We start from the raw sequence: 21,421 nt of genomic DNA on the forward strand, positions 1-21,421 counted from the left end.
ACGGTATCGGCGACAACGGCATCGGCCACTGTCACCCTGCACGACTCCCGCGGCGGCGTCACGACCAGGAACCGAGCGTAGCCATGCAACCTTCCCTTGCGACAAAGGCCTGGCTGGCCCTGGTGCTGGTCGCGGCCTGCGCCGTCGCCTCCCGCGCACACGGCGCCCCGGGTGGCGATGGGCTGGACCTGACGATTCCGCTACCGCCCACACCGGTGCGCGTGGAAGGTCATGGGCAGCTCGACTATGAGGTGTTGCTGGCCAATCGCTCCGACAAGCGCATCACGCTCGAGGAATTTGTCGTGCGCGACGGCCGCGACGGGCGGCTCATCGCGAAACTGTCGGGCAAGATGCTGGATCAGCACATCGCTCGCTTCGGCGCGGTGCCAGCGCCCTCGTCGGATACGGAATCTTCGCTGCCAGGCGCGGGAACAGTGATCGAGCCCGGCCAGCAGGTGGTGCTGTTCATCGATGTTTCCCTGCCGGGCCACCCCGGCATCGATACCCTCCGCCACCGCGTGAGCTATCGCGTTGCCGGCGCAAACGGCACATCTCGGGCCAGCGGCGCCCCACTGGCATTGCCGCGGACCAGACCATCGCTGCTGGCGCCACCGCTGCGCGGCGGGCCGTGGGCCGCGATCCATGACGCGGACTGGCCGCGCGGCCATCGGCGAGTGTTCTACCGCCTCGACGGCCACGCCCGCCTGCCCGGCCGCTTCGCCATCGACTGGGTGAAGCTGGACGAACACGGCCGTTTCGCCACCAGCGACGCCGACCTGGCGCAGGCATGGTACGGCCACGGCGCCGACGTGCTGGCGGTGGCGGATGCGCGCGTGGCGGCGGTGCGAGACGGCATGGACGAACCGACCCGCATCTCGCAGCGCACTCATCCCGTCCCCGCGGACGATGCGGGCAACTACGTGGCCCTGCAGCTTGCCGACGGCCGCTACGCGTTCTACGAGCACCTGCGCAAGAGCAGCATCCGCGTCGCGGTGGGCGAGCGCGTGCGCACGGGCCAGGTCATCGCAGCGCTGGGCTTCTCCGGCGAATCGACCGGTCCGCACCTGCACTTTCACGTCGCCGACGCGAGCTCTCCGCTCGGCGGCGAAGGCCTGCCGTTCGAAATCCGCAGGTTCGAACGGCTGGGCCGCTACGACGACATCGCCCGACTGGGCAAGCCGTGGCGGCCCGCCGACAGCGACATCGTCCGGCACCACGAATGGCCCGGCAGCAACACGGTGGTGAGGTTCGCCGATGATCCAGCGCCTGACGGCAGGCCGTGAATCCCGCCGACCGCCCGCCGGCGCGAACACGCCGTTCGTCAACGCGCCGGGGCCGGCTGTCACCGCAACGGCAACGCCCGATGCGGCGCGATGCCCGCCTCGGCGGCATCTGCTGCCGGGGTGAAGGCATGAAACGACGATCCGCGCGTTGCTCCTCGATCCTTGCGCCGGCCCTGGCGGCGGCGACGACGATGCCTGCGTCCGCCGCGGCGAAGTCCGATACATCGGCCGCGGCCGGGTCGTGGCGACGGCAGCATCCACTTCATGCGCGCGAGTCCCGCCGATGGCCGCTTCCGGCTCGGCGTGAGCCACCACGAACACGGTCGCTGTCAGCGCACTGGCGCGAGGCACCGGGCGTCCGGAGTTCGACCCTGCGGAACCGCCCTGCCGTCCAGCACTGTTTCCTCCGGCGCCACGGCGGCACACTGCCGTCCTGGCGCGTCACCCATCGACCGGCGCGCGGGAGCATCGCGTGACCGGGCACGACACTACCCATTGGAAGAAACACGCGCTGGCGTTCGCCTTCTGGACCGGGCTGGCGCTGTCCTATGCGCTGAGCGGCGGGCTGTCCTCGATCAGCGAGGGCTATCCGCCAAGCTGGCTGCGCGCGCTCAGCTGGAACCTTGCCAACTCCTGGTTGTGGATGGCGCTGGTGCCGCTGGTCGCCTGGCTGGGGCGGCAGACCGCCACGCACGGCTGGCGCCGCTTCCTCGCCGTGCAGGTGCCGGCCAGCCTGGGCGTGGCGCTGCTGCAACTGCTCGCCCATCTGGTGCTGTTCTGGAACCTGAGCGGCCCGGGACGGATGGAGGTGCACACGCTGGGCGCGTACATCCGCATGGAGTTCGCCTACAGTTTCCACTTGGCCGTGCTCACCTACTGGGTGATCCTGGTGGTGTTGCGCGGGATGGAATCGCGCCGCCACCTGCGCGACGAGCGGCTGCGCCGCACGCAGCTGGAGACGCAACTGGCGCAGGCGCAACTGCAGGCGCTGCGCATGCAATTGCAGCCGCACTTCCTGTTCAACACGCTCAACGCGATCTCCGCGCTGGCGCTGGCCGACCCGCTGCAGGCACGGCTGATGATCGCGCGGCTCAGCGACTTCCTGCGGCTCACCCTGGAGGAACGCCACGCGCCGCAGGTGCCGCTGTCGCGCGAGCTGGAATTCCTCGCCTGCTACCTCGGCATCCAGCAGGTGCGCTTCCAGGACCGGCTCAGCACCGAGCTCGACGTGGACGACGACACGCTGGCCGCGGCCGTGCCGAACCTGATCCTGCAACCGCTGGTGGAAAACGCGTTGCGCCACGGCCTGCAGGACAAGCCCGGTGCCGGCGTCCTGCGCATTTCCACGCGCCGCGACGGCGACCAGCTGGAACTGCGCGTCGACGACGACGGCCTCGGCCTGCCGCCGGCCGGTACGCTGGAAGGCATCGGCCTGGGCAATACGCGCTCGCGCCTGCAAATGTTGTTCGGTGACGCGGCGCAGCTTGAACTCCGTGCCATCCCCGGCGGCGGCACCCGCGCCGAAGTGCGCCTGCCCTATACCGAGCACGCCGCATGAGCACACCGCGCCTGCGTACCGTGCTGATCGACGACGAAGTGTTGGCCCGCCTCGCCCTGCGCCAGGCGCTGGCCAGCCACGACGAAGTGGACATCGTCGGCGAATGCGGCAACGCCGCCGAGGCCATGCAGGCCGTGCGCGTGCTGCGCCCGGACCTGCTGTTCCTCGACATCCAGATGCCCGGCATGGACGGTTTCGAACTGCTCGACGAACTGGCTCCCGACCGCCTGCCGCTGGTGGTCTTCGCCACCGCCTTCGCCGAACACGCGCTGCGCGCATTCGACGCGATGGCGCTCGATTACGTGCTCAAGCCGATCGAGCAAACCCGCTTCGACCAGGCGATGGCCCGCGTCAACCAGCACTGGCAAGGCCTGCACGCCACCGCCGGCCCGGCCATCGAAAGCGCGCCCGCCGAAGGCTACGCCCAACGCCTCAGCGTGCGCCACGGCGAACACATTCGCGTGCTCGCCGTCGACGACATCGACTGGATTCGCGCCGACGGCAACTACCTGCACATCCACGTCGGCCCCGTCCGCTACCTGCACCGCGACACCTTGCGCCACGTGCTGGCGCAACTCGACCCCGCGCAGTTCCTGCGCATCCACCGCGGCACCCTGGTCAACCTGGCGCGGGTTCGCGAGGTGCATCCGCTGTTCAAGGGCGGGGCGGAGGTGGTGTTGCATGACGGGACGCGGCTGGATCTCAGTCGGCGGTTTCGGGCGGGGGCAAGGGCGGTGCTGGGGTTGCGCTGACGTTGCGCGCTGGGCCTGACTAACCGCGTTACATCATCGGCCGGTTGATCGTTGTCACCGATGGGCACTACGCACTAATCTTGATGCAGGTTGGTGCGCTTGTTCCGACGAAGCGTCCTGGCTTATTGGCTGATGCATACAGGAAGAAGAACATGGGCAAAGGAAGTCCGAACCTCATCGTGCCGCCGACCGATACGACAGAAGACATTCTCAACCTGACGGTCGAAGCCAACTTTATCGTCCCTACGGACGCGCACTCCAATGCGTACGAGCTCAGGAACGAGCTTCTTCTGCAGCGACGTCTGGCCCGAGTGCGCTACGAAAACGGCGTGACCTTGCCGGCGAAGGCGAAGAAGCTCCGTGCCGACGCGAACCGCAAGGTGAGGCATTCGCGAACACTCGCTCGCAACATCTCGAAGGCTACCGGCAGCACCAAGCATGCCGAAGCCGACGCGCATCACATCGTGGCCGCAGCCGACAAACGCGCGAGCCGTTCGCGGACACTGCTGTTTCGTTGGAGTATTGGCATCAACGATGCGGACAACGGCGTCTATCTTCCGAAGAAATGGTCGTCCGTAGTTCCAGGTCTCGATGCGGCGACAGCACATGAAGTCATTCACACGACGGCCTACCACCTCGCAGTGACCTCGCGGCTGATCCTCGCGAAGCCTTCGAACCAGGCAAACGGCCGGAAGGCTCTGCAAGACATCCGGTACGACATCCTCAATGATGAATTCGACTACTGAGGTGATGGAAGTGAAGGTATGGGAACTCAAAAGTGGCTCCGTCAATGACTTCGCTCCGTTGGTCTTTGCCAGCGACAAGGACGTCGAGTCGGGCATGTTCGACGCCACTGGCGCCAACCTCTCCTGGTCAAGCAAGCCCAAGGTCGAAGTGTTCGTGGAACCTGGAAAGAAGAAACCCAGGCCGCTGGCGGACGTCAGTGCGCTGACGCCTGGTGCCTTGGTCATGAATGACAAGTCGAAGACGGCGCTCGAGCCCTTCCTGTCACGTTTCGGGCAGTTCCTGGAGATGGACTGCGCGGGTGAATCGCGCTGGTTCTACAACGTGACGAATCTCATCCCATGCATCGACGAGGCTCGCTCGACCAAGCGTCCGAGCGGCTCGATCGTGAAAGAAGCATTCATTGAGGAACGGGTGCCAGTCGACGCGGCCGTGTTCAAGGACCCGCTGACCGCCGCCGCGGTGCTCTATGTCAACGAAGCGGGCAAGGCTGCTCTGGAAACCATCATTGCCGATGCCGCCATCGTGGGCATGGCCTTTACCGAACCCGGTCCACCGCCGAAAAAGCCCCGCCCGCGTTACTGAGCCAACCTCAAGGGCCAGAGTGAACTTTCTCTGCGAACATGTGATTCGACCTGCTTCCGCCTACTCCATGGTTCGGCGTACCGCTGCAACTACTGGTAGAGATGCGCCTGGATCGCGATGAACGCCTCGCGTATTGCGGGCACCGGGCCGAGCAGGCGCTTGGCATCGTTGGTGCCACCGTAGCGGATGCGCAGGAAGTCGGCGATTTTCCTTGATGCCAGCTCGTCCACGCCGTGTTTCTCGTAGGCCTCCAGCACGTAGTCGAGGAAGCCGCGCATCTCTCGCTGGTAGCCATCCAGTCCCGTCGCGCGCGCACTACCGGCGCGTTCGTGGCGCGACAACGGCGCCAGCGTGAAGCGGACATAGGCCAGCACGTCAAAGATGTCGCTGTTGGGGGCGTCGATCAGGCGCCGCATGTCGTCCAGACGATCAGCATCGTAGCCGAGATCCTTCAACCGCTGCTGGAAGGCTTCGCGCCGATCAGGGTCGCTCCATACCGCACGCAAATCTTCTTCCGAGGCAACCAGATTGTTGAGGTCGCCAAACAGCTGCTGCATGAATTCCTGCGCGGTGATCTGCCGGCCCTCGTGCCAATACGTGGTGGCGGCGAGGTAGCGGATCGAGCGCTCCTTGCCATCGGCCAGCTTCACCACGACCTTCGCCACGGGCTCCGGGGGGTTCTCGACGCCACCGGTGCGCGGCGGCAGGTCATCCGGTTTCGTCGGCGTTTTCGGTTCGCGCGGCTCATCCGGCGGCAACGGCTCGCCATCCCACTCGGGGTCTTCGAACTTCTCGTAGCCCTTCACGAAATCGTAGATGGTGAAGAAGTCCTTGCCGTCGAAGGTGCGCGTGCCGCGGCCGATGATCTGCTTGAACTCGATCATCGACTTGATCGGGCGCAGCAGCACGATGTTGCGCACATTGCGCGCATCGACGCCGGTGGAGAGTTTCTTCGACGTGGTGAGGATCGTCGGCAGCGTCTTCTCGTTGTCCTGGAACTCGCGCAGATGCTGCTCGCCAAGCTTGCCGTCGTCGGCGGTCACCCGCTCGCAGTAATGCGGGTCGGGGTTGTCCTTGATCTGGTTGATGGCATTGCGCACGCGCGCGGCGTGGTCCTGCGTGGCACAGAACACCAGGGTCTTCTGGCGCTGGTCGATCTGGTCCATGAATTCGTGCACGCGGCTTTCCTCGCGCGCATCGATGATGATCTTCGTGTTGAAGTCGGCCTCGGTGTATTCCTTGTCCGGGTCGATCTCGCCGCCGATCACCTCGTCCTCGTCGGAGTACGTGTAGCTGTCCAGCGTGCTGGCCATCTGGCGCACCTTGAACGGGGTGAGGAAGCCGTCGCCGATGCCTTCCTTGAGCGCGTAGGTGTACACCGGGTCGCCGAAATAACGGTAGGTGTCCACGTTCGCGTCGCGCTTGGGCGTGGCGGTCATGCCCAGCTGCACGGCGGGCGCAAAGTATTCGAGGATGCCGCGCCAGCTGCTTTCGTCGCGGGCACCGCCGCGATGGCATTCGTCGATGACGATGAAGTCGAAGAAGTCCGGCGGATAGCCTTCGAAGGTGAACTGCGGTTCGCCGTCCTGGTCCGTACCGGTCATGAAGGTCTGGAAGATGGTGAAGAACACGCTGGCATTCTTCGGAATCCGGCCCTGCTTGCGGATTTCGTCCGGGCTGATGCGGCACAGCGCGTCGGGCGCAAACGCGCTGAACGCGTTGTAGGCCTGGTCAGCCAGGATGTTGCGGTCGGCCAGGAACAGGATGCGCGGACGGCGCACCGGATCACGGCTCAGGTTCCAGCTGGACTCGAACAGCTTCCACGCGATCTGGAACGCAATGGAGGTCTTGCCGGTACCGGTCGCCAGGGTCAACAGGATGCGCTGCTCGCCCTTGGCGATCGCCTCCAGCACCGCGGTGATCGCGTTGTGCTGGTAATAGCGCGGCTGCCATTTGCCGCCGCCGGTCTCGAACGGCACTGCACCGAAACGGTCGCGCCAGTCGTTGCCCTCGGGGAAGCAGCGCGCCCACAGCTCCTGCGGCGAGGGAAACGGCAAGGCGATATCGCCTTCCGTGCCGGTGATCATGTCGATGGCATACCAGCCGATGCCATTGCTGGCGTAGGCAAAGCGCGCCTGCAGCCGCGTGGCGTAGTCCTTAGCCTGGCCCACACCCACCGTGTGGCCAAGGCCGGCGCGCTTGGCCTCGATCACCGCCAGCTTGCGGTCGCGGTAGCTCAGCACGTAATCGGCCGACAGCGGATTGGCGCGCCCGCCACCGCCGGTGATGCGGCCGGGGCAGATCAGCTCGCGATGCACGCGCGATCCCTCGACCACGCCCCAGCCGGCCTCGCGCAGCACCGGATCGATGCGGTTGGCGCGGGTATCGGCTTCGGTTTCGTTCATGCCTGTCAATGTTGCCCCTGATGTCCGGATGGTGGCCGGAAGCCACGTTCGGTGCAACGTTCCGCGATGGCCGGACGCTTGCGCGCCCGGCCCCTGCTAAGCAAACTTGCCCGCAAGTGGGTTGGGAGATCCCGGCCGGCGTCAGGGCTTCGGTGCGTTCACCGGGGCCTTTCGCTTTTCTGGCGGGGCGAATCCTGACCCCTTCCAATGCCAGTGCGCCTGCCGCCGTGCCCATGTATTGAAGTTGCACCCAACATGCCCCCTCCTCTTGGTTCCTCGGAACTTACGCGGGGGTTCTTATTGCCGGTCCTTCAGCCGCCCTCACCCTCGCCAGCCACCGGGCGCGCTCACGCCACCGACGGACCGTCGCTCTTGTGATAGCGGATGACGCAACGCTCAGGTAGGCGACTACCCCAATCGGCACCGCCAAACACTACAATCAAGCGCATGCAACCGGCCAACACCCTTCGCTTCGCGTTGAACGACCGCATCGAGGATGCCGAGGTCGGGCCTGCGCACGTCCCGCTGGCGTTGTTGGGGCAGTTCCAGAACGATGTAGGCGAGTTTCTGGCCGGTTCCGGCAAGGACGTCAACCTCAATCAAGTGATGGTTGCCATCGAGGAAGGGTCACTCGCCCTGGTTGCCGTTGGCCTGCTGACAGCCACCACTCTGTGGGCTGATGTTCAACAGCTGCAAAACAGCGCCCAACTGGGTCTGATTGACCCCAAGCGCGCCGCGGTGATGGAACGCTGGCAGGTGGCTGCACGCAAAAATCCTCACCGCCGCTACACGCTGGCCGATCAGAGCGGCGCGGCCATCATCCGTGTGGATGCGGACTCCGATTACCGGGACCAGACCGCCGCCGTGTGGGTGGAAGTCAGCAAGTACCTGCACGGCCAGATCACCGACCTGGGCGGCACCAGCAAGGCCAACGTCCACCTGAAGCTGGACAACGGCAAGGTGCTGACCATCGCCAGCACGCAAAAACTGCTGGGCGACGAGGAGCTTAACCGCCTCTACAAGCCAGCCGTTTTGCGGATTTCCGCCGAGGAGAACCTGCAGAGCGGTGAACTACGCAACCTGACCTTGCTGGGCTTCGAGGATAGCCAGCCGAGCTGGGACGCAACGGCATTCGGCGAGCTGGTGCGTAAGGGCACCCAGGCTTGGGCGGACGTGCCTGATGACTGGCTGGAAAGCCTGCGGAGCGGACAGGGATGAGCGCATCGGTGCTGCTGGATACCAGCTTTCTGATTTCATTCGTCAGTCAACACCGCGCCCACCACGCCACGGCCGAGCAGTACTACCGCTACCTGCTGAAGAACAACATGCCGATGATCTTCTCGGCCATCGTGGCTGCGGAATTCGGAATCAAGCAACCCATCACGGATCTGCCACTGAACAACTTCCGCGTTCTCGACTTCAATGTTCCGCATGGACAGAAGGCCGCAAACCTGTGGAGCGCGCTCGGTCAGCGGGACGCCCGGGAAAGCCGTGCGGTGGTGCGCGACGACGTGAAACTTCTGGCCCAGGCCGGCCACGAGGGCATCGATTTCATCCTGACCGAAGATGCCTCCACGCTGCACAGATACTGTGAACGCCTGCGCTCAGGCGGGCATCTGAAAACGCGTGCCATCACACTCAAAAACGGCTTCGACGCCAGTGCACTGCGCGACGATGGGCAGATCGACTGGGTCAGCGACTCAGCTCCCGATCCCAACGCGTAAGACCTGTCCTTGACGAGTGGACAGGTTGCGGCGCGGCATTACGGCAGCTGGCCGAAAACGCATATTGCGGCAGGGACCGCGCAGACGTTGGCGCCATCGCTCACTCAGCCAGCGTGATGCTGTTGTCCGCGCACCATTCGCGCAGCGCCTGTCGGGTCTGTTCCCTCTCCCACTGATGCCAGGCGTCGAGGCTGTCGTGGCGATCCAGCAGGTCCTTGAAGCGGGCGTAGGCGCCGCGGTGCGAGAACATCGCGCATACCTGCTCGTAGCAATCCGGCAGCTGCGTGCGGGCGAACTCCAGCGCCAGCGGCTTGCCCAGGTCGAGGTCGCGTTTGTTCGGCAACGCCACGTAGCGCGCCGCGTCTTCGATGTCCGCCGGCAGCGGATCGAACTCGTCGAACTCGTCGCTGTGCCGGAGCACCGTGCCCGTGTCCCGGCACACCCAGGCCTCCGTGTCGCCACCCGCGTCCAGGAAGAGCAGCGCATCTTCGAGGTCGGCCAGTTTGACGGGGGTTTGCTCGCTCATGCCAGTTCGCCGGAGAAGGCTTTTTGCAGGAGGGATTGGCGGAGGGTGGTTAGCTCTGAGAGCTTCCGCTCATAAGCTTCGACAAGCTCCAAGGTCTTTGTCTCAATGGACCTCACTCGCATGACGTGACGTCTTTGATCTTCAATTGAATCTGGGAACCGAACCTTCACTACTCCAATCGTTGTACCTGAAATAGCAGGCTGTGCGGCTTGGTTCGCCGTAGTTCTAAGATCAGCCTTGCTCAGAAGAAGGGCTAGGAAGTCCAGATCGAAGTCTCTGTAAAGCTTGCTGACATGAAACGCGTTATCCGTGAGCCATATCGGGCCATCTACAACGCGCACATTCCCACACTTGGCGCCCACCCTGCCAATGAGAATATTTCTTCCTTTCAGATTTGACTCATTATGCAGCCCGGTTTGTCCGTTGCCTCCGAACACTGGAATGGTTCCCGACGCAGCCATAGCTTTGCTCGGCAGAAAATCACCGCTTCTAACCTTGATGATTGTGGAAATTTCTGCCGTGATCCAATCCTTGTGGTTTGCTGCCGCGGTGATCTGCACCGATCGGAGTAGCTCGTTCGCGTCCACCAGATTGGCCTCGGCATGGGCGCGGGCGCGGTCGAGGGCGGCGAAGGCCTGATCGAGCACCGCAACGATCCGCTTCTGCTCTTCCAACTGCGGCAATGGAATCTCAAACTCCATCACCTCATTCATGTTGGCACGGGGCATTCTCGCTCCCGTCGCAGTTGCTGCTATGCGCTCGCAGGTCTCAGACCATGTAAGCCAGTGAAACAGGAAATTCCGATCCAATCTCTCGCATGGCAACAACGGGAAGATTTCAGTCGAGCAATGTCCCTCGAACGTTGGCAGCAGCGCCTTATTCAAGTAGGCGCGCAATCGCCCATAAAGAACGTGACGCGGAGTGAAGTAAAAGGTGTCGCTTTTGACCTGAGCGGGCAACGTCGATCCGGTGAATTCACCAGTGTTGCTCGATATGTCTTCAAGTCCTACGTATGGCAAAAGTCCCCTGCTCTTGGTCTTCTCCACTGAGACGACAGAGCCAAGCGGGACACAGTTCTGCTGGCTCAACCCACGAGCAACACCGGGCAACCTCACAACATCCCCCGAATCTCTTCCAGAATCTGCGCCGTCTCCGCATCCCGCGCCAGCATGTCGGCGATGATCTGCTCGGGACTGCGCAGCGCCTGGGCTTCCAACGCGTTCGGATTCTTCACCGACAGATCCCACGTCGCGGTGTCCAGATCCCTCACTGCCACCGACCAGCTTTTCGCGCTGTCGTCCTTGTCCGCCTGCAAGGCGACGAACTCGACCAGATCCTCGTCATTGAGCGGATTGGTCTTGCCCAGGCTGCGCCCCGGATCGAGCTGGTAGTACCAGACCTTGCGCGTCCTGGAACCCTTCTCGAAGAACAGCACCACGGTCTTGACGCCCGCGCCCTGGAAGGTGCCGCTGGGGCAATCCAGCACGCTGTGCAGGTTGCAGGTTTCCAGCAGCTCCTTGCGCAGCGCCACGCTGGCGTTGTCGGTGTTGCTGAGGAAGGTGTTCTTGATCACCACGGCGCCGCGGCCGCCGGCTTTCAGCTTACGGATGAAGTGCTGCAGGAACAGGTAGGCGGTTTCGCCGGACTTGATCGGGAAGTTTTGCTGCACCTCCTTGCGCTCACCGCCGCCGAATGGTGGATTGGCCAGCACGATGTCGTGGCGATCCTTCTGCTGGATGTCGAGCACGTTCTCGCTGAGCGTGTTGGTATGCCGGATGTTGGGCGCGTCGATGCCGTGCAGGATCATGTTCATCACGCCCAGCACGTAGGCCAGCGATTTCTTTTCCTGCCCGTAGAAGCTGCGCCGCTGCAGCGTGTCCCAGTCGGCGGCGGAGAGGTCGTCGCGGCGCATCGCGTTCCACGCTTCGCACAGGAACCCGGCCGAGCCGCAGGCGCCGTCGTAGACGGTTTCGCCGATCTGCGGATTGACCACCTTGATCATGGCGCGGATCAGCGGGCGCGGCGTGTAGTACTCGCCGCCGTTGCGGCCGGCGTTGCCCATGCGCTTGATGCGGGTTTCGTAGAGATCCGACAACTCGTGCTTGGCCTGCTGACTGCCGAAGTTGAGCTGGTCGATGATCTCCAGCGCGTCGCGCAGCGAGTAGCCAGAGCGGAAGCGGTTGGCGATTTCGGAGAAGATCTCGCCGATCTTGTATTCCAGCGAATCCGGATCTTCGGTGGTTTCGCGGAAGGTCTGCAGGTAGGGGAACAGCTCGCCGTTGACGAACTCGATCAGGTCCTTGCCGGTGCGCGCGGCGTTGAGGTCGGGCGCGCCATCCTTCGTCTTCGGCGCGGCCCACGACTGCCAGCGATACGGTTCGTCGAGGATCGGCCTGTACTCGCGGCCTTCCAGCCCGGCCTCGTCCTCCCACTCCTTCTCCATGTCGTCGAGGTACTTGAGGAATAACAGCCACGAGGTCTGTTCGGCGTAGTCCAGTTCGGACGCCAGGCCCTCGTCATTGCGCATGACGCGGTCCATGTTGTTGAAGGCGTTTTCAAACATGTGGTGTGATTTTTCCTGGATTGGGCCCAGCTGCCACGAAACACACAGGGAGCATTGCCCATGAGTGACCATCGTCTGTGCGGCTGGTGAGCCCGGATGGTCGACGGCACGATGGGGTTCGTCAAGCAATCCGTCGTGCCGCCTGGTCTTCGGCGAATTGCTCAGCGTACAAGCTCGACTGGGCGCCCATTCGCTGAAGTGCGATGCCTGCCATCATCGCGGGGTGAGGTGCGAGGCTCGCCTGATGACACCGGACCGATTGTCCCGCGCTGATGACCGCTGGTCACGCCGGCTCCCCGCTCGTCACAAAGCGGCGGCGATGCGCTGGCGCCGCTATACAGACTCGGCCGCACATCATCGCGTCGAGGAATACGCATGGCCCACCGCTCGCTCACCTTGCTCGCCAGCAGCCTCGTCGCGCTGGAAATTTTCGGCGCGACTGCGATCCACGCGGCCAGCGCGACTTCCCCATCGCCGGAAATCTTCGCCCCCGGCGCGATCTCCGGTCCGTCCGGCGTGGACTGCCTGACCTTCGCGCCGGACGGCAATACCGTCTACTTCGACCAGCAGGCGCGCTGGAACGGTTTCATCATGGAAGCGCATCGCGTGGGGAACGGCTGGTCGACGCCGCGGATCGCCTCGTTCTCCGGGCAATGGCAGGACCACGATCCGGCGATGGCGCCGGACGGTTCGTTCCTGGTGTACACCTCCAACCGCGCCGCGGTGGCCGGCGGTCCGGCGCTGCGCGGCGGCCAGTTGTGGCGGGTGGACCGCCACGGCAGCGGCTGGGGCGAGCCGCAGCGGTTGCCCGACGCGGTGAACGTGGGCACCAGTGTGTACTCGCCCAGCGTGGCGGCGAATGGCGACGTGTACTACCAGCGGCGCGACGAGGCCACCCACGAGTTCCATCTCTACCGCACGGCCTGGCGCGATGGCCGCTACCAGGCACCGCAGCGCCTCGCGCTGGGCGATCCGGCCGCACACGAACTCGATCCAGCGGTGGCGCCGGACCAGTCGTTCATCGTGTTCGACGCGAACTACGCGGGCAAGGACAAACCCGACCGGCTGTACATCGCCTTCCGCGACGGCGCGGGCTGGGGCACGCCGATCGACCTGGGCGACGCGGTGAACCGCTACGAGCCCTGGGGTTCGCACCTCGGCCCGGACGCCCGCACGCTGTACTTCACCAGCAACTACACCGCAAAGGTGAGCTACCCGCGCACGGGCGCGCAGGCACGGGCCGACCTGGCGCGGATGCGCGCGTGGGACAACGGCAACGACCACATCTGGAAAATGTCGCTGGCGCCGTGGCTCGACGCGACGCGCTCGGGCAAGCCCGCGGCAAGCCTTCAGCACTCGACCGGGAACAGCCATGACGCCGCGTGACCTCGCCTTCGTCGCCAGCCTCGCATTCGCGTTCGCATCACCACTCGCCAGCGCCGGCGAGCTGCTCGGAGCGGGCGTGATCTCCACCGGCCTGCAGGAAACCTCGGCCGCGCTGACGCCGGACGGCCAAACGCTGTACTTCATGCGCTCGGATTTCGCCGAGGCCGACGACACCATCATGGTCTCGCATCGCTCGGGTGATCGCTGGTCGACGCCGCGGGTCGCCGAGTTCTCCGGCGAGTGGCACGACTCCGAGCCGACGCTGTCGCCCGATGGCCGGCGCCTGTACTTCGTCTCCAACCGGCCGCTGCGACCGGGCGGCACGCCGGTGACGGCGACGATGAACGGACGCAGTTTTCCCGGCACGAACCTGTGGTTCGTCGAACGACAGGTCACAGGCGGATGGGCCGCGCCGGTGCACGTCGACGGCGCGCTCAACGACGGCGCGATGATCTACAACCCGTCGGTGGCGGCCAACGGCGACATCTATTTCTCGGCGCATCGCGCGGATTCCGGCAAGGCGTACCAGATCTACGTGGCACGCGATCACGGCCATGCCGCGCCCGAGCGGCTGCCGCTGGGTGACATCGCACACAACCGCATGGACCCGGCGGTGGATCCGGCCGGGCGCTTCCTGCTCTACGCCGGCAACGAGGGCGATGCGCTGGGCAGCGCCGACATCTACATCGTGTTCCGCCAGCCGGACGGTGGCTGGGGCAAGCCGGAGCACCTGGGCGGCGACGTCAACAGCCGCACGCTGGAGAACGCGCCGTCGCTGGGCCCGGCGTTCGGCGAACTGTTCGTGTCGAGCGCGCGCCGCGACGAGGTGCATTTTCCGAAGCCCCGTGACGACGACGCCTCGCTGCAGCGACGGCTGCAGTCGCCGCTGAACGGCTCGCGCAATCTCTGGCGCTTCGACATTTCCGAGGTGCTGCGCGCCCACGGCATCGCGCCGACTGTGCGCGCAGAACCGATGCCGGGTGATCCAGCTGGCTAGCGCTGCACGATGTGCGCGAACCACTCCCAGCCGCGCACGCGTTCGGTGATCAGCTTGGTGCAGGTCAGCATCGGCACGGCCAGCAGCGCGCCGGGGATGCCCCACAGCCAGCCCCAGACCAGCAGCCACAGCAGGATCGCGATGGGGCTCAGGCGCATGCTGGCGCCCTGGATCAGCGGGGTGATCAGGTTGCCTTCGACCGCGGTGATGCCGGCGAAGGTCAGCACCGGCAGGAACACCTCGAGGCTGGCGTCGTTGGCGTACAGCATGCACACCACCGCCAGCAAGGTGGTGGTGACGATCGCGCCCACATAGGGAATGAAGTTGGCGAACATCGCCACCGCGCCCCACAGCAGCGGGTCGGGCACCTTGTACAGCCACAGCATGCCGGCGGTGATCGCGCCGAGGCTGGCGTTGATCAGCAGCGCGGTGAGCAGGTAGCGCGAGATCTCGGTCTGGATGCCGCGCACGATCGTCACCGCGTGTCGCTTGTAGGCGAAGCTGGGGGTGATCTCGACCAGCCGGCGCAGCATCGAGTCGCCGTAGATCAGGAAGAAGAACACCAGCAGCAGCACGCTGAGCACGGCCGCCAGCACCTTCGGCGCGGTCGAGACCACGTCCCAGGCGCTGATCGAGATCGGCGCGGACTGCGGCACGGCCGCGCGGGTGCTGGAACCGCTGACCAGGGTCTGGGTGGCGCGGTTGGCTGCCTCCAGCGGCTTGGTGAAACTGCGCAGTTTCGGCACGAAGCTGCGGATCGCGGTGGGCGCGCCGTGGAACCAGCCGATGGCCGGCTGGGCCAGCAGGCCCACGCCGCTGCCGATGCCGGTGATCAGGCCGATCATCAGCACCATCGCGGTAAGCCAGCGCGGGATGCGCAGGCGGGCGCCGAAGGCCACGATGGGATTCAGCGCCAGGCCGATGAAGGCGGCCAGCACCAGCGGGATCAGCAAGGCCTTGGTCAGCGTGATGGTGTACAGCAGGGCCAGCAGCAGCAAGGCGTTGAAGACCAGGCGGATCGCACGCAGGTGGCGGCGTATGCCGAGCACCGGATTGCGTCGCCGCAGCGGGGTGTCCTGGCCGGACGGCGGTTCGAACCCTTCGGCGACCGCGACCTCGGCGACGAGGCCGACGGGGGTGCCGGGCGCCAGCGACGGCAGTGGCTCGGGTTCGCTCATGCCGGTCTGCTCATGCCTGTTCGCCGGGCTCGGCGATGTCCGCCGCGGCGTGCTTCGCCATGCTGACCTCGGCGAAGTCGGCCACCAGGCGGGTGCCCTGCGCCAGCACTTCGGCAAGACCGCCGCTCAACAGCGAGCCGACTCCCGGCACGCGCAGCGGGTGCACGTCCAGCGTGCCCAGCACCACGCCGGCACCGGCGGCCACGCCCACGGTGGTCAACGGGTTGTCGCGGCCCCGTGCAAGCAGCAGCGCGGCCGGCGTCGCGAGTTCCTGCCGCGCGAACCGCATGCGCAGCTGGGCGGCTTTCACTTTGGCCAGGCGGTCGAACAGGCTCATGGCGTTCCCCCGTCACGCTGCCCGGAAGGTGCGGCCGGCTCGTCCGCGTCCCTGTGCAGCGTTTCGCGCATCATCGCACCCCATTCGTTGCGTGTGGCGGGCAAGCTCATCCAGTGCATGCAGCGACGGAACAGGATGATCGCGCCGAGCAGGAACAGCAGTTGCAGCACGGCCAGGCCCAGCAGCGCCCAGAACCACGAGCCCCACCACGACGCCAGCACCACGCCGACCAGGCCCAGCAGGGTCAGGCCAAGCCCCACGCCCGCGACGGTGGCCGCCAGCGCAGCCAGCAGCATCCACGAAACGGCGCTGCGGGCCAGCCCCAGTTCGGCGGCCAGCAAGGCCAGCTGGGCGCCGAACAGATGCCGGATGGCGCGCCCGAACTGGCCCAGTTCGGCCAGCAGACCAGACGACAGCGGCGCCGGATCCGGCGCCGCTGTCGCATGAGTCGATGCACCGTCGCCGTCCACGGGATCGGTTTGCTCCGGATCGCTCACCGCCGCAGGATGCGGCCGAGCAACCAGCCGGCGCCCAGGGCGATCGCCACCGACTGCACGGGCTTTTCGCGCACGTAGTCACGCGCCTGCTCCAGCCATGCATCGGCGCGGTCCATCGTCTGGTCATACACCTCGCGACTGCGCTCGCTGACCTCGGCAGCCTTGTCGCTGGCCTTGTGCGCCGCGCCGGCCGCCTTGTCGGTGGCCCGGTGCAGGCCTTCCTCGACGTGGTCGGCGGCACGCTCGACGCTGTCCTTGGTGCTGGCGACGGCGGCCGAGGTGGCCTGCTTGATCCGCTCGGCGCGCTCGTCGATGCGATCGCCGGTCGGCTTGTCGTTGCTGCTGACTTGGTTGTTCATGGCTTGGCTCCGGAAAGACTCAGTATGGCGCGCCCGCGCCGCGATCGGCAGGGGTCAACTGGCGCGACGGAAGAACGCGATGATCGCCAGGATCAGGAAGATCACGAACAGGATCTTGGCGATGCCGGCGGCGGCGCCGGCAATGCCGCCGAAACCGAGCACGGCGGCGATGATGGCGATGACCAGGAAGACCAGGGCGTAATGAAGCATGGGGGAATCCTCGTGTGGGGTAAGACGTGCCCGCGGTGCGACCGCGTGCAGCCATTCACCCATAGCCCGTGCCTTGCCGGTGTGAAGAGAAGACGCGCGGGCATGCACGCGGCGCCGACGTTCAGCGCCGCGACCGTTCAGCCAGCCACGTCCGGGTTCAGCGTGCAGGTGCCGACCAGCTCGGCCTGTTCCAGCACGTGGCCCGCCATCGCCGCGCGCAGGTCGGCCAGCGAAAAGCCGGTGACCAGCGGCAACGCCGCCACGTCCAGCGCGTACACGGTGAAGTGGTAATGGTGCAGCAACGCATCGTTCCACGGCGGGCAGGGGCCGTCATAGCCCAAGTATTCACCGGCCATGTCCGGATCGCCGCTGAACCAGCCGGTGTAGTCGTTGGCGCCCTGCACGCTGCCGGGCGGACCGAACGGTTCGCGCTTGCCGCGCGGGGTGATCCCGTCGCTGCACGCGCCAGCGGCAAGCTCGCCACACTCCACCGGGATGTTGGCCATCAGCCAGTGCACGAACTCCACCCGCGGCAGGTCCGCCGGCACCGTGCGACCGGGCTGGTTCACGTCGTCGCCGCGGCTGGGCACGTCCGGATCGATGCAGGTGAGCACGAACGAACGGGTGGCCGACGGCGCGTTCTTCCACGCCAGGTGCGGGCTGTGGTTGTCGGACAGGGCGAACGGATCGGCACGCTTGCCGAAGGTGAAGGTGGCGGGAATCGGCTGGTTGTTTTCGAAGTTGTCGCTGCGTAATTGCATGGTGTGGGTTCACCTGGTTGTGTGTGGAGTGCGCTTCCTGCCGGCGCACGAATGACGAGCGTGACGCGAAACTCAGGGCTTGTACGTCACCCGGTACACCGCGCCTGCCAGGTCGTCGCTGACCAGCACGCTGCCGTCGGCCAGCGGCTGCACGTCGGCCGGGCGGCCCCAGGCGCTTTCGTCCTGTTCGAAGCCGGTGATCAGCGGTGCGTACGACAGCACCTTGTTGCCTTTCAGGCGCACCGTCATCACCCGGTAGCCGGACTTCTGCGTGCGGTTCCACGAACCATGTTCGGCCACGATGATCGCGCCCTTGTAACTGGCCGGGAACTGGTTGCCGTCGTAGAAGCGCATGCCGAGCGAGGCGACGTGTGCACCGAGTTTCAGCACCGGCGGCACGTAGTCCTTGCAGCTCCTGCCCTTGCCGAAGTCCGGATCGAGCGTGTCGCCCTGGTGGCAGTACGGGTAGCCGAAGTGCTGGCCGGTCGCCGTGATCTCGTTCAGCTCGTCGCTGGGGATGTCGTCGCCGAGCAGGTCGCGGCCGTTGTCGGTGAACCACAGGTGGCCGCTGCCGGGCTGCCAGTCGAAACCGACCGTGTTGCGGATGCCGCTGGCCACGTCTTCCCAGCCGCCGCCGTCGGGATTCATCCGGATCAGCTTGCCGTGGTCCGGCGCCGGATCGCAGATGTTGCAGGGCGCGCCGATCGGCACGTACAGCTTGCCGTCGGGACCGAAGGCCAGGAACTTGCCGCCGTGATGGGTCTCGGTGGGAAGCCTGTCGGTAACCAGCTCGGGCTTCGGTGGCGCGTCAAGGTGCTGCTCGATGCCACGCAGTACCACGATGCGGCTCACCGCCGACACGTACAGGTCGCCATCATGGAAGGCCACGCCCATCGGCAGTTGCAGGCCGCTGGCGATGACCCGCACCTGTTCGGCCACGCCGTCGCCATCCCGGTCGGTCAGCGCATAGACCTTGCCCGCACCGGTGGAGCCGACGAACACGGTGCCGTTGGCGCCCACCGCCATTTCGCGGGCGTTCGGCACCTGGTCGGCATACAGCGCGACATGGAAGCCCTTCGGCAGGGCCAGCTTGTCCAGCTTCGTCGCCGCCAGCGCGGGCAACGACGAGCCGAGCAGCAACAACGACAACAGCAGGCGCATGGCGGCGCTCCTTTGGCGTGCGGACAGCCAGCGTATACCGCCGCGCGTGAAGCCAGAAGCGTCGGCGCTCTGTAAACTTGTCCTCTTCGAGGGGGAAACATGAGCGAATTGCAGGATCTCACCACGCTGGTTCGCGCGGCCACGCCACTGCTGGTGATCGAGACGGTGGACGAGCAGCGGGTGATCGAGTGCTTCCGCCATGTGATTTCCCAGGCGCTGCATCCGCTGTGGCGCTGGACCCTGACCGACGGCCTGAACCGGCTCGACTTCGCCCAGCGCGAGGGCGACGTGGCGCCGGACGCCACCGCCACCCTGGACGCGATCCGCGCCCAGGGCGAGCGCGGCATCTACCTGATGTTCGATTTCCACGGCCTGCTGCGCTACGCGATGAGCCTGCGCCAGCTGCGCGAGATCGTGCAGCGCCAACGCTCGGCCGCGCACACCATCGTGCTGGTCGGCGCCAGGGTGGAGCTGCCCGATGAGCTGGAGGCGCTGGCCTTGCGGGTACCGCTGTCGCTGCCCGACCTGAAGGAACTGGCCGGCATCCTGCGCGCCGAGGCGGTGGCCTGGCAGCGCGAACAGAACCGCAAGGTCGAGGTGGACAACGACGCTGCGCGCACCATCGTGCGCAATCTGCTCGGCCTGTCCGCGCCGGATGCCCGGCGCATCGTGCGCAAGCTGATCTACAACGACGGCGCGCTGGGTCCGCAGGACCTGCCCGAGCTGATGCAGTCCAAGTTCGACCTGCTCAACCGCTCCGGCCTGCTGCATTACGAATACGCCACCGCCAGCTTCGCCGACATCGCCGGGGTCAGCCGCGTGCGTGAGTGGGTGCAGCGCCGACGCGCGGTGTTCCTGGCCGCCACGCCCGACCCCGCGCTCGATCCGCCCCGCGGCGTGCTGCTGCTCGGCGTGCAGGGTTGCGGCAAGAGCCTGGCGGCGAAGGCGATCGCCGGCGGCTTCGGCGTGCCGCTGGTGCGGCTGGATTTCGGCACGCTGTACAACAAGTACCAGGGCGAGACCGAGAAGAACCTGCGCGAGGCGTTGGCCAGCACCGAGCTGCTGTCGCCGTGCGTGCTGTGGATCGACGAGATCGAGAAGGGCCTGGCCGGCGGCGGCGATGACGGCGGCGTGTCGCGCCGCGTGCTCGGCTACCTGCTGACCTGGATGGCGGAGCGCAAGGCCAAGGTGTTCGTCGTCGCCACCGCGAACGCGGTGCACGAACTGCCCGCCGAGCTGCTGCGCAAGGGCCGTTTCGACGAGATCTTCTTCGTCGACCTGCCCGCTGCCACGGTGCGCGAGCAGATCTTCGCGATGCACCTGGCACGGCGCCAGCTCGATCCCGCCAGCTTCGAACTGCCCGCCCTGGCGGCGGCGAGCGATGGCTTTTCCGGCGCCGAGATCGAGCAGACCATCGTCAGCGCGCTGTACGACGCGGCGGGCAACGGCACGCCGCCGGACCAGCCGGTCCTGCTGCATGCCCTCAGGCAGACCCGCCCGCTGTCGGTGCTGATGCGCGAACAGGTGAACGCGCTGCGGGCCTGGGCCCAGGGGCGTTGCGTGGCGGCGGACTGACGCCGGGCTTCAGCCCAGCAGGTCGCGCACGGCGGCTTCGAGATCGTTCCTGCCGAACGGCTTGGCCAGGAAACGGATACCGGGGAACTCGCCTCTCAGGCCGCTCTGATCGGAACCGGACAGCACCATGAAGGGTGTCCCGCGCGCCAGCAGGTCGAGCAGGATCGGGCGCGCGTCCTCGCCGCGCAGATGCATGTCCAGCAGCACGGCATCGATCTGGCCGTCCTCGATCTCGAACATCGCATGCTCGAGGGTGAGATTGATCAGGACGTCGTGTCCCATGTCGCGCACGATGTCTTCGACAAGCATGGCCACGATCGGGTCGTCTTCGACGACCAATACCCGTCTGGCGGTGGTTGGTGGCACCCTGGTACTCCCTTGGTCGCACTTGAGTCTGCCAGCAAGCGCCGTGGCACGCCAGCCGGCACCGCGCACGCGGTCCGGACCGGGACACGAGGCTCGGGATGTTGTATTCAGCTCGTGCATGCCGTTCCGGCGCCGCGCTTTTTTTCCCGCCACCGAGGCCATGACATGGACCCCGCCGACCTGCAGAAACTGGTGACCGTGCGCATGCCTTATGGCAAGTACCAGGGTCGGCTGATCGCGGACCTGCCCGGCGCCTACCTGGCCTGGTTCGCTCGCAAGGGCTTCCCCCCGGGGCAGCTGGGCCAGTTGCTGGCCCTGATGCTGGAACTCGACCACAACGGCCTGGGCCGCCTGCTCGACCCACTGCGCACGCGCTGACGAATCATCGTATGCTGCGCCGCTGCCGGTCATGGCAGCCTGCCCCCCAGCGCCGCCCGACCGGGCGCACCGGAAC

23 protein-coding genes are annotated in these 21,421 nt (G+C 66.0%); 11 read left to right on the top strand and 12 right to left on the bottom strand.

The genetic code is table 11. The annotated features are described in order from the left end of the window. The first annotated feature begins 83 nt into the window (after positions 1-83). The 5 genes from UU7_RS14895 to UU7_RS14915 all read left to right on the top strand — a co-directional run bounded on the left by UU7_RS14895 (position 84) and on the right by UU7_RS14915 (position 4,922). Positions 84-1,283: a M23 family metallopeptidase gene (locus tag UU7_RS14895; RefSeq protein WP_007809711.1), complete on the top strand. Its 1,200-nt coding sequence runs from the start codon at positions 84-86 to the stop codon at positions 1,281-1,283. A 472-nt stretch (positions 1,284-1,755) separates the two neighbouring features. Then, entirely contained in the window at positions 1,756-2,841 is a 1,086-nt protein-coding gene (locus UU7_RS14900) for a sensor histidine kinase (protein WP_007809713.1), read from the top strand. Continuing rightward, complete coding sequence (locus tag UU7_RS14905) at positions 2,838-3,593, top strand: LytR/AlgR family response regulator transcription factor (protein ID WP_007809715.1); 756 nt, start codon at positions 2,838-2,840, stop codon at positions 3,591-3,593. The genes UU7_RS14900 and UU7_RS14905 overlap by 4 nt, the downstream gene beginning before the upstream one ends. Before the next feature lie 152 nt (positions 3,594-3,745). Continuing rightward, positions 3,746-4,339, top strand: coding sequence for an AHH domain-containing protein (locus tag UU7_RS14910; protein WP_007809717.1), 594 nt, complete (start codon positions 3,746-3,748; stop codon positions 4,337-4,339). 4 nt (positions 4,340-4,343) lie between these two features. Continuing rightward, positions 4,344-4,922, top strand: coding sequence for a hypothetical protein (locus UU7_RS14915; RefSeq protein WP_007809719.1), 579 nt, complete (start codon positions 4,344-4,346; stop codon positions 4,920-4,922). Positions 4,923-5,011: 89 nt separating this feature from the next. Here UU7_RS14915 and hsdR read toward each other — a convergent pair whose 3' ends face one another. Continuing rightward, positions 5,012-7,327 carry an EcoAI/FtnUII family type I restriction enzme subunit R gene (hsdR, locus tag UU7_RS14920; RefSeq protein WP_007809720.1) on the bottom strand — a complete coding sequence of 772 codons (2,316 nt, stop codon included), beginning with the start codon at positions 7,325-7,327 and terminating at the stop codon, positions 5,012-5,014. Between the two features lie 447 nt (positions 7,328-7,774). On the opposite strand from hsdR, the gene UU7_RS14925 reads away from it, so the two are divergent. Next, a complete protein-coding gene (locus UU7_RS14925; RefSeq protein ID WP_007809722.1) occupies positions 7,775-8,545 on the top strand; it encodes a hypothetical protein in 771 nt (256 codons plus the stop codon). Next, positions 8,542-9,051: a type II toxin-antitoxin system VapC family toxin gene (locus tag UU7_RS14930; protein ID WP_007809723.1), complete on the top strand. Its 510-nt coding sequence runs from the start codon at positions 8,542-8,544 to the stop codon at positions 9,049-9,051. Before UU7_RS14925 ends, UU7_RS14930 begins: the two co-directional genes overlap by 4 nt. Positions 9,052-9,151: 100 nt before the next feature. Here UU7_RS14930 and UU7_RS14935 read toward each other — a convergent pair whose 3' ends face one another. The 3 genes from UU7_RS14935 to UU7_RS14945 are packed head-to-tail and all read right to left on the bottom strand — an operon-like array spanning position 9,152 to position 12,140. Next, positions 9,152-9,577 carry a UPF0158 family protein gene (locus UU7_RS14935; protein ID WP_007809724.1) on the bottom strand — a complete coding sequence of 142 codons (426 nt, stop codon included), beginning with the start codon at positions 9,575-9,577 and terminating at the stop codon, positions 9,152-9,154. Continuing rightward, complete coding sequence (locus UU7_RS17770) at positions 9,574-10,665, bottom strand: restriction endonuclease subunit S (protein WP_162098653.1); 1,092 nt, start codon at positions 10,663-10,665, stop codon at positions 9,574-9,576. Before UU7_RS17770 ends, UU7_RS14935 begins: the two co-directional genes overlap by 4 nt. A gap of 23 nt (positions 10,666-10,688) precedes the next feature. Then, positions 10,689-12,140, bottom strand: coding sequence for a class I SAM-dependent DNA methyltransferase (locus UU7_RS14945; protein WP_007809726.1), 1,452 nt, complete (start codon positions 12,138-12,140; stop codon positions 10,689-10,691). Positions 12,141-12,515: 375 nt separating this feature from the next. Between UU7_RS14945 and UU7_RS14950 the strand changes: the two genes are divergently transcribed. Both UU7_RS14950 and UU7_RS14955 read left to right on the top strand, forming a co-directional pair. Beyond that, positions 12,516-13,526, top strand: coding sequence for a TolB family protein (locus UU7_RS14950; protein ID WP_007809727.1), 1,011 nt, complete (start codon positions 12,516-12,518; stop codon positions 13,524-13,526). Next, positions 13,513-14,523 carry a TolB-like translocation protein gene (locus UU7_RS14955; RefSeq protein WP_007809728.1) on the top strand — a complete coding sequence of 337 codons (1,011 nt, stop codon included), beginning with the start codon at positions 13,513-13,515 and terminating at the stop codon, positions 14,521-14,523. Before UU7_RS14950 ends, UU7_RS14955 begins: the two co-directional genes overlap by 14 nt. On the opposite strand, the gene UU7_RS14960 is transcribed toward UU7_RS14955, so the two are convergent. The 7 genes from UU7_RS14960 to UU7_RS14990 form a co-directional block, all read right to left on the bottom strand. Then, positions 14,520-15,701, bottom strand: coding sequence for an AI-2E family transporter (locus UU7_RS14960; protein ID WP_007809730.1), 1,182 nt, complete (start codon positions 15,699-15,701; stop codon positions 14,520-14,522). The genes UU7_RS14955 and UU7_RS14960 overlap by 4 nt on opposite strands. Before the next feature lie 10 nt (positions 15,702-15,711). Continuing rightward, positions 15,712-16,038 carry a glycine zipper domain-containing protein gene (locus tag UU7_RS14965; RefSeq protein ID WP_007809731.1) on the bottom strand — a complete coding sequence of 109 codons (327 nt, stop codon included), beginning with the start codon at positions 16,036-16,038 and terminating at the stop codon, positions 15,712-15,714. After that, on the bottom strand, positions 16,035-16,535 hold the full coding sequence (locus UU7_RS14970) for a hypothetical protein (RefSeq protein WP_007809733.1): 501 nt from the start codon (positions 16,533-16,535) through the stop codon (positions 16,035-16,037). The genes UU7_RS14965 and UU7_RS14970 overlap by 4 nt, the downstream gene beginning before the upstream one ends. Next, positions 16,532-16,894: an ElaB/YgaM/YqjD family protein gene (locus tag UU7_RS14975; protein WP_007809735.1), complete on the bottom strand. Its 363-nt coding sequence runs from the start codon at positions 16,892-16,894 to the stop codon at positions 16,532-16,534. Before UU7_RS14975 ends, UU7_RS14970 begins: the two co-directional genes overlap by 4 nt. A 54-nt stretch (positions 16,895-16,948) precedes the next feature. After that, entirely contained in the window at positions 16,949-17,104 is a 156-nt protein-coding gene (locus tag UU7_RS17775; RefSeq protein WP_007809737.1) for a DUF1328 domain-containing protein, read from the bottom strand. A 137-nt stretch (positions 17,105-17,241) separates the two neighbouring features. Next, positions 17,242-17,865: a YbhB/YbcL family Raf kinase inhibitor-like protein gene (locus UU7_RS14985; protein WP_007809739.1), complete on the bottom strand. Its 624-nt coding sequence runs from the start codon at positions 17,863-17,865 to the stop codon at positions 17,242-17,244. Positions 17,866-17,937: 72 nt separating this feature from the next. Beyond that, positions 17,938-19,026 carry a PQQ-dependent sugar dehydrogenase gene (locus tag UU7_RS14990; protein ID WP_007809741.1) on the bottom strand — a complete coding sequence of 363 codons (1,089 nt, stop codon included), beginning with the start codon at positions 19,024-19,026 and terminating at the stop codon, positions 17,938-17,940. Positions 19,027-19,125: 99 nt separating this feature from the next. On the opposite strand from UU7_RS14990, the gene UU7_RS14995 reads away from it, so the two are divergent. Further along, complete coding sequence (locus tag UU7_RS14995) at positions 19,126-20,601, top strand: AAA family ATPase (RefSeq protein WP_007809743.1); 1,476 nt, start codon at positions 19,126-19,128, stop codon at positions 20,599-20,601. A 9-nt stretch (positions 20,602-20,610) separates the two neighbouring features. Here UU7_RS14995 and UU7_RS18680 read toward each other — a convergent pair whose 3' ends face one another. Further along, positions 20,611-20,967 carry a response regulator gene (locus tag UU7_RS18680; protein WP_040673549.1) on the bottom strand — a complete coding sequence of 119 codons (357 nt, stop codon included), beginning with the start codon at positions 20,965-20,967 and terminating at the stop codon, positions 20,611-20,613. A gap of 165 nt (positions 20,968-21,132) precedes the next feature. Here UU7_RS18680 and UU7_RS15005 point away from each other — a divergent pair, with 165 nt between their 5' ends. Next, positions 21,133-21,345, top strand: a complete 213-nt coding sequence (locus UU7_RS15005) for a DUF3820 family protein (protein ID WP_007809746.1) — start codon at positions 21,133-21,135, stop codon at positions 21,343-21,345. Positions 21,346-21,421 lie beyond the last annotated feature (76 nt).

Source organism: Rhodanobacter spathiphylli B39 (genome assembly GCF_000264295.1).
GTDB lineage: Bacteria > Pseudomonadota > Gammaproteobacteria > Xanthomonadales > Rhodanobacteraceae > Rhodanobacter > Rhodanobacter spathiphylli.

Bases quoted from the DNA above. Each gene is read 5' to 3' on its own strand.
- UU7_RS14895 (WP_007809711.1), top strand. From the start codon at position 84: ATGCAACCTTCCCTTGCGACAAAGGCCTGGCTGGCCCTGGTGCTGGTC.
- UU7_RS14905 (WP_007809715.1), top strand. From the start codon at position 2,838: ATGAGCACACCGCGCCTGCGTACCGTGCTGATCGACGACGAAGTGTTG.
- UU7_RS14910 (WP_007809717.1), top strand. From the start codon at position 3,746: ATGGGCAAAGGAAGTCCGAACCTCATCGTGCCGCCGACCGATACGACA.
- UU7_RS14915 (WP_007809719.1), top strand. From the start codon at position 4,344: ATGGAAGTGAAGGTATGGGAACTCAAAAGTGGCTCCGTCAATGACTTC.
- hsdR (WP_007809720.1), bottom strand. From the start codon at position 7,327: ATGAACGAAACCGAAGCCGATACCCGCGCCAACCGCATCGATCCGGTG.
- UU7_RS14925 (WP_007809722.1), top strand. From the start codon at position 7,775: ATGCAACCGGCCAACACCCTTCGCTTCGCGTTGAACGACCGCATCGAG.
- UU7_RS14930 (WP_007809723.1), top strand. From the start codon at position 8,542: ATGAGCGCATCGGTGCTGCTGGATACCAGCTTTCTGATTTCATTCGTC.
- UU7_RS14935 (WP_007809724.1), bottom strand. From the start codon at position 9,577: ATGAGCGAGCAAACCCCCGTCAAACTGGCCGACCTCGAAGATGCGCTG.
- UU7_RS14945 (WP_007809726.1), bottom strand. From the start codon at position 12,140: ATGTTTGAAAACGCCTTCAACAACATGGACCGCGTCATGCGCAATGAC.
- UU7_RS14950 (WP_007809727.1), top strand. From the start codon at position 12,516: ATGGCCCACCGCTCGCTCACCTTGCTCGCCAGCAGCCTCGTCGCGCTG.
- UU7_RS14955 (WP_007809728.1), top strand. From the start codon at position 13,513: ATGACGCCGCGTGACCTCGCCTTCGTCGCCAGCCTCGCATTCGCGTTC.
- UU7_RS14960 (WP_007809730.1), bottom strand. From the start codon at position 15,701: ATGAGCGAACCCGAGCCACTGCCGTCGCTGGCGCCCGGCACCCCCGTC.
- UU7_RS14965 (WP_007809731.1), bottom strand. From the start codon at position 16,038: ATGAGCCTGTTCGACCGCCTGGCCAAAGTGAAAGCCGCCCAGCTGCGC.
- UU7_RS14975 (WP_007809735.1), bottom strand. From the start codon at position 16,894: ATGAACAACCAAGTCAGCAGCAACGACAAGCCGACCGGCGATCGCATC.
- UU7_RS17775 (WP_007809737.1), bottom strand. From the start codon at position 17,104: ATGCTTCATTACGCCCTGGTCTTCCTGGTCATCGCCATCATCGCCGCC.
- UU7_RS14985 (WP_007809739.1), bottom strand. From the start codon at position 17,865: ATGCAATTACGCAGCGACAACTTCGAAAACAACCAGCCGATTCCCGCC.
- UU7_RS14990 (WP_007809741.1), bottom strand. From the start codon at position 19,026: ATGCGCCTGCTGTTGTCGTTGTTGCTGCTCGGCTCGTCGTTGCCCGCG.
- UU7_RS14995 (WP_007809743.1), top strand. From the start codon at position 19,126: ATGAGCGAATTGCAGGATCTCACCACGCTGGTTCGCGCGGCCACGCCA.
- UU7_RS15005 (WP_007809746.1), top strand. From the start codon at position 21,133: ATGGACCCCGCCGACCTGCAGAAACTGGTGACCGTGCGCATGCCTTAT.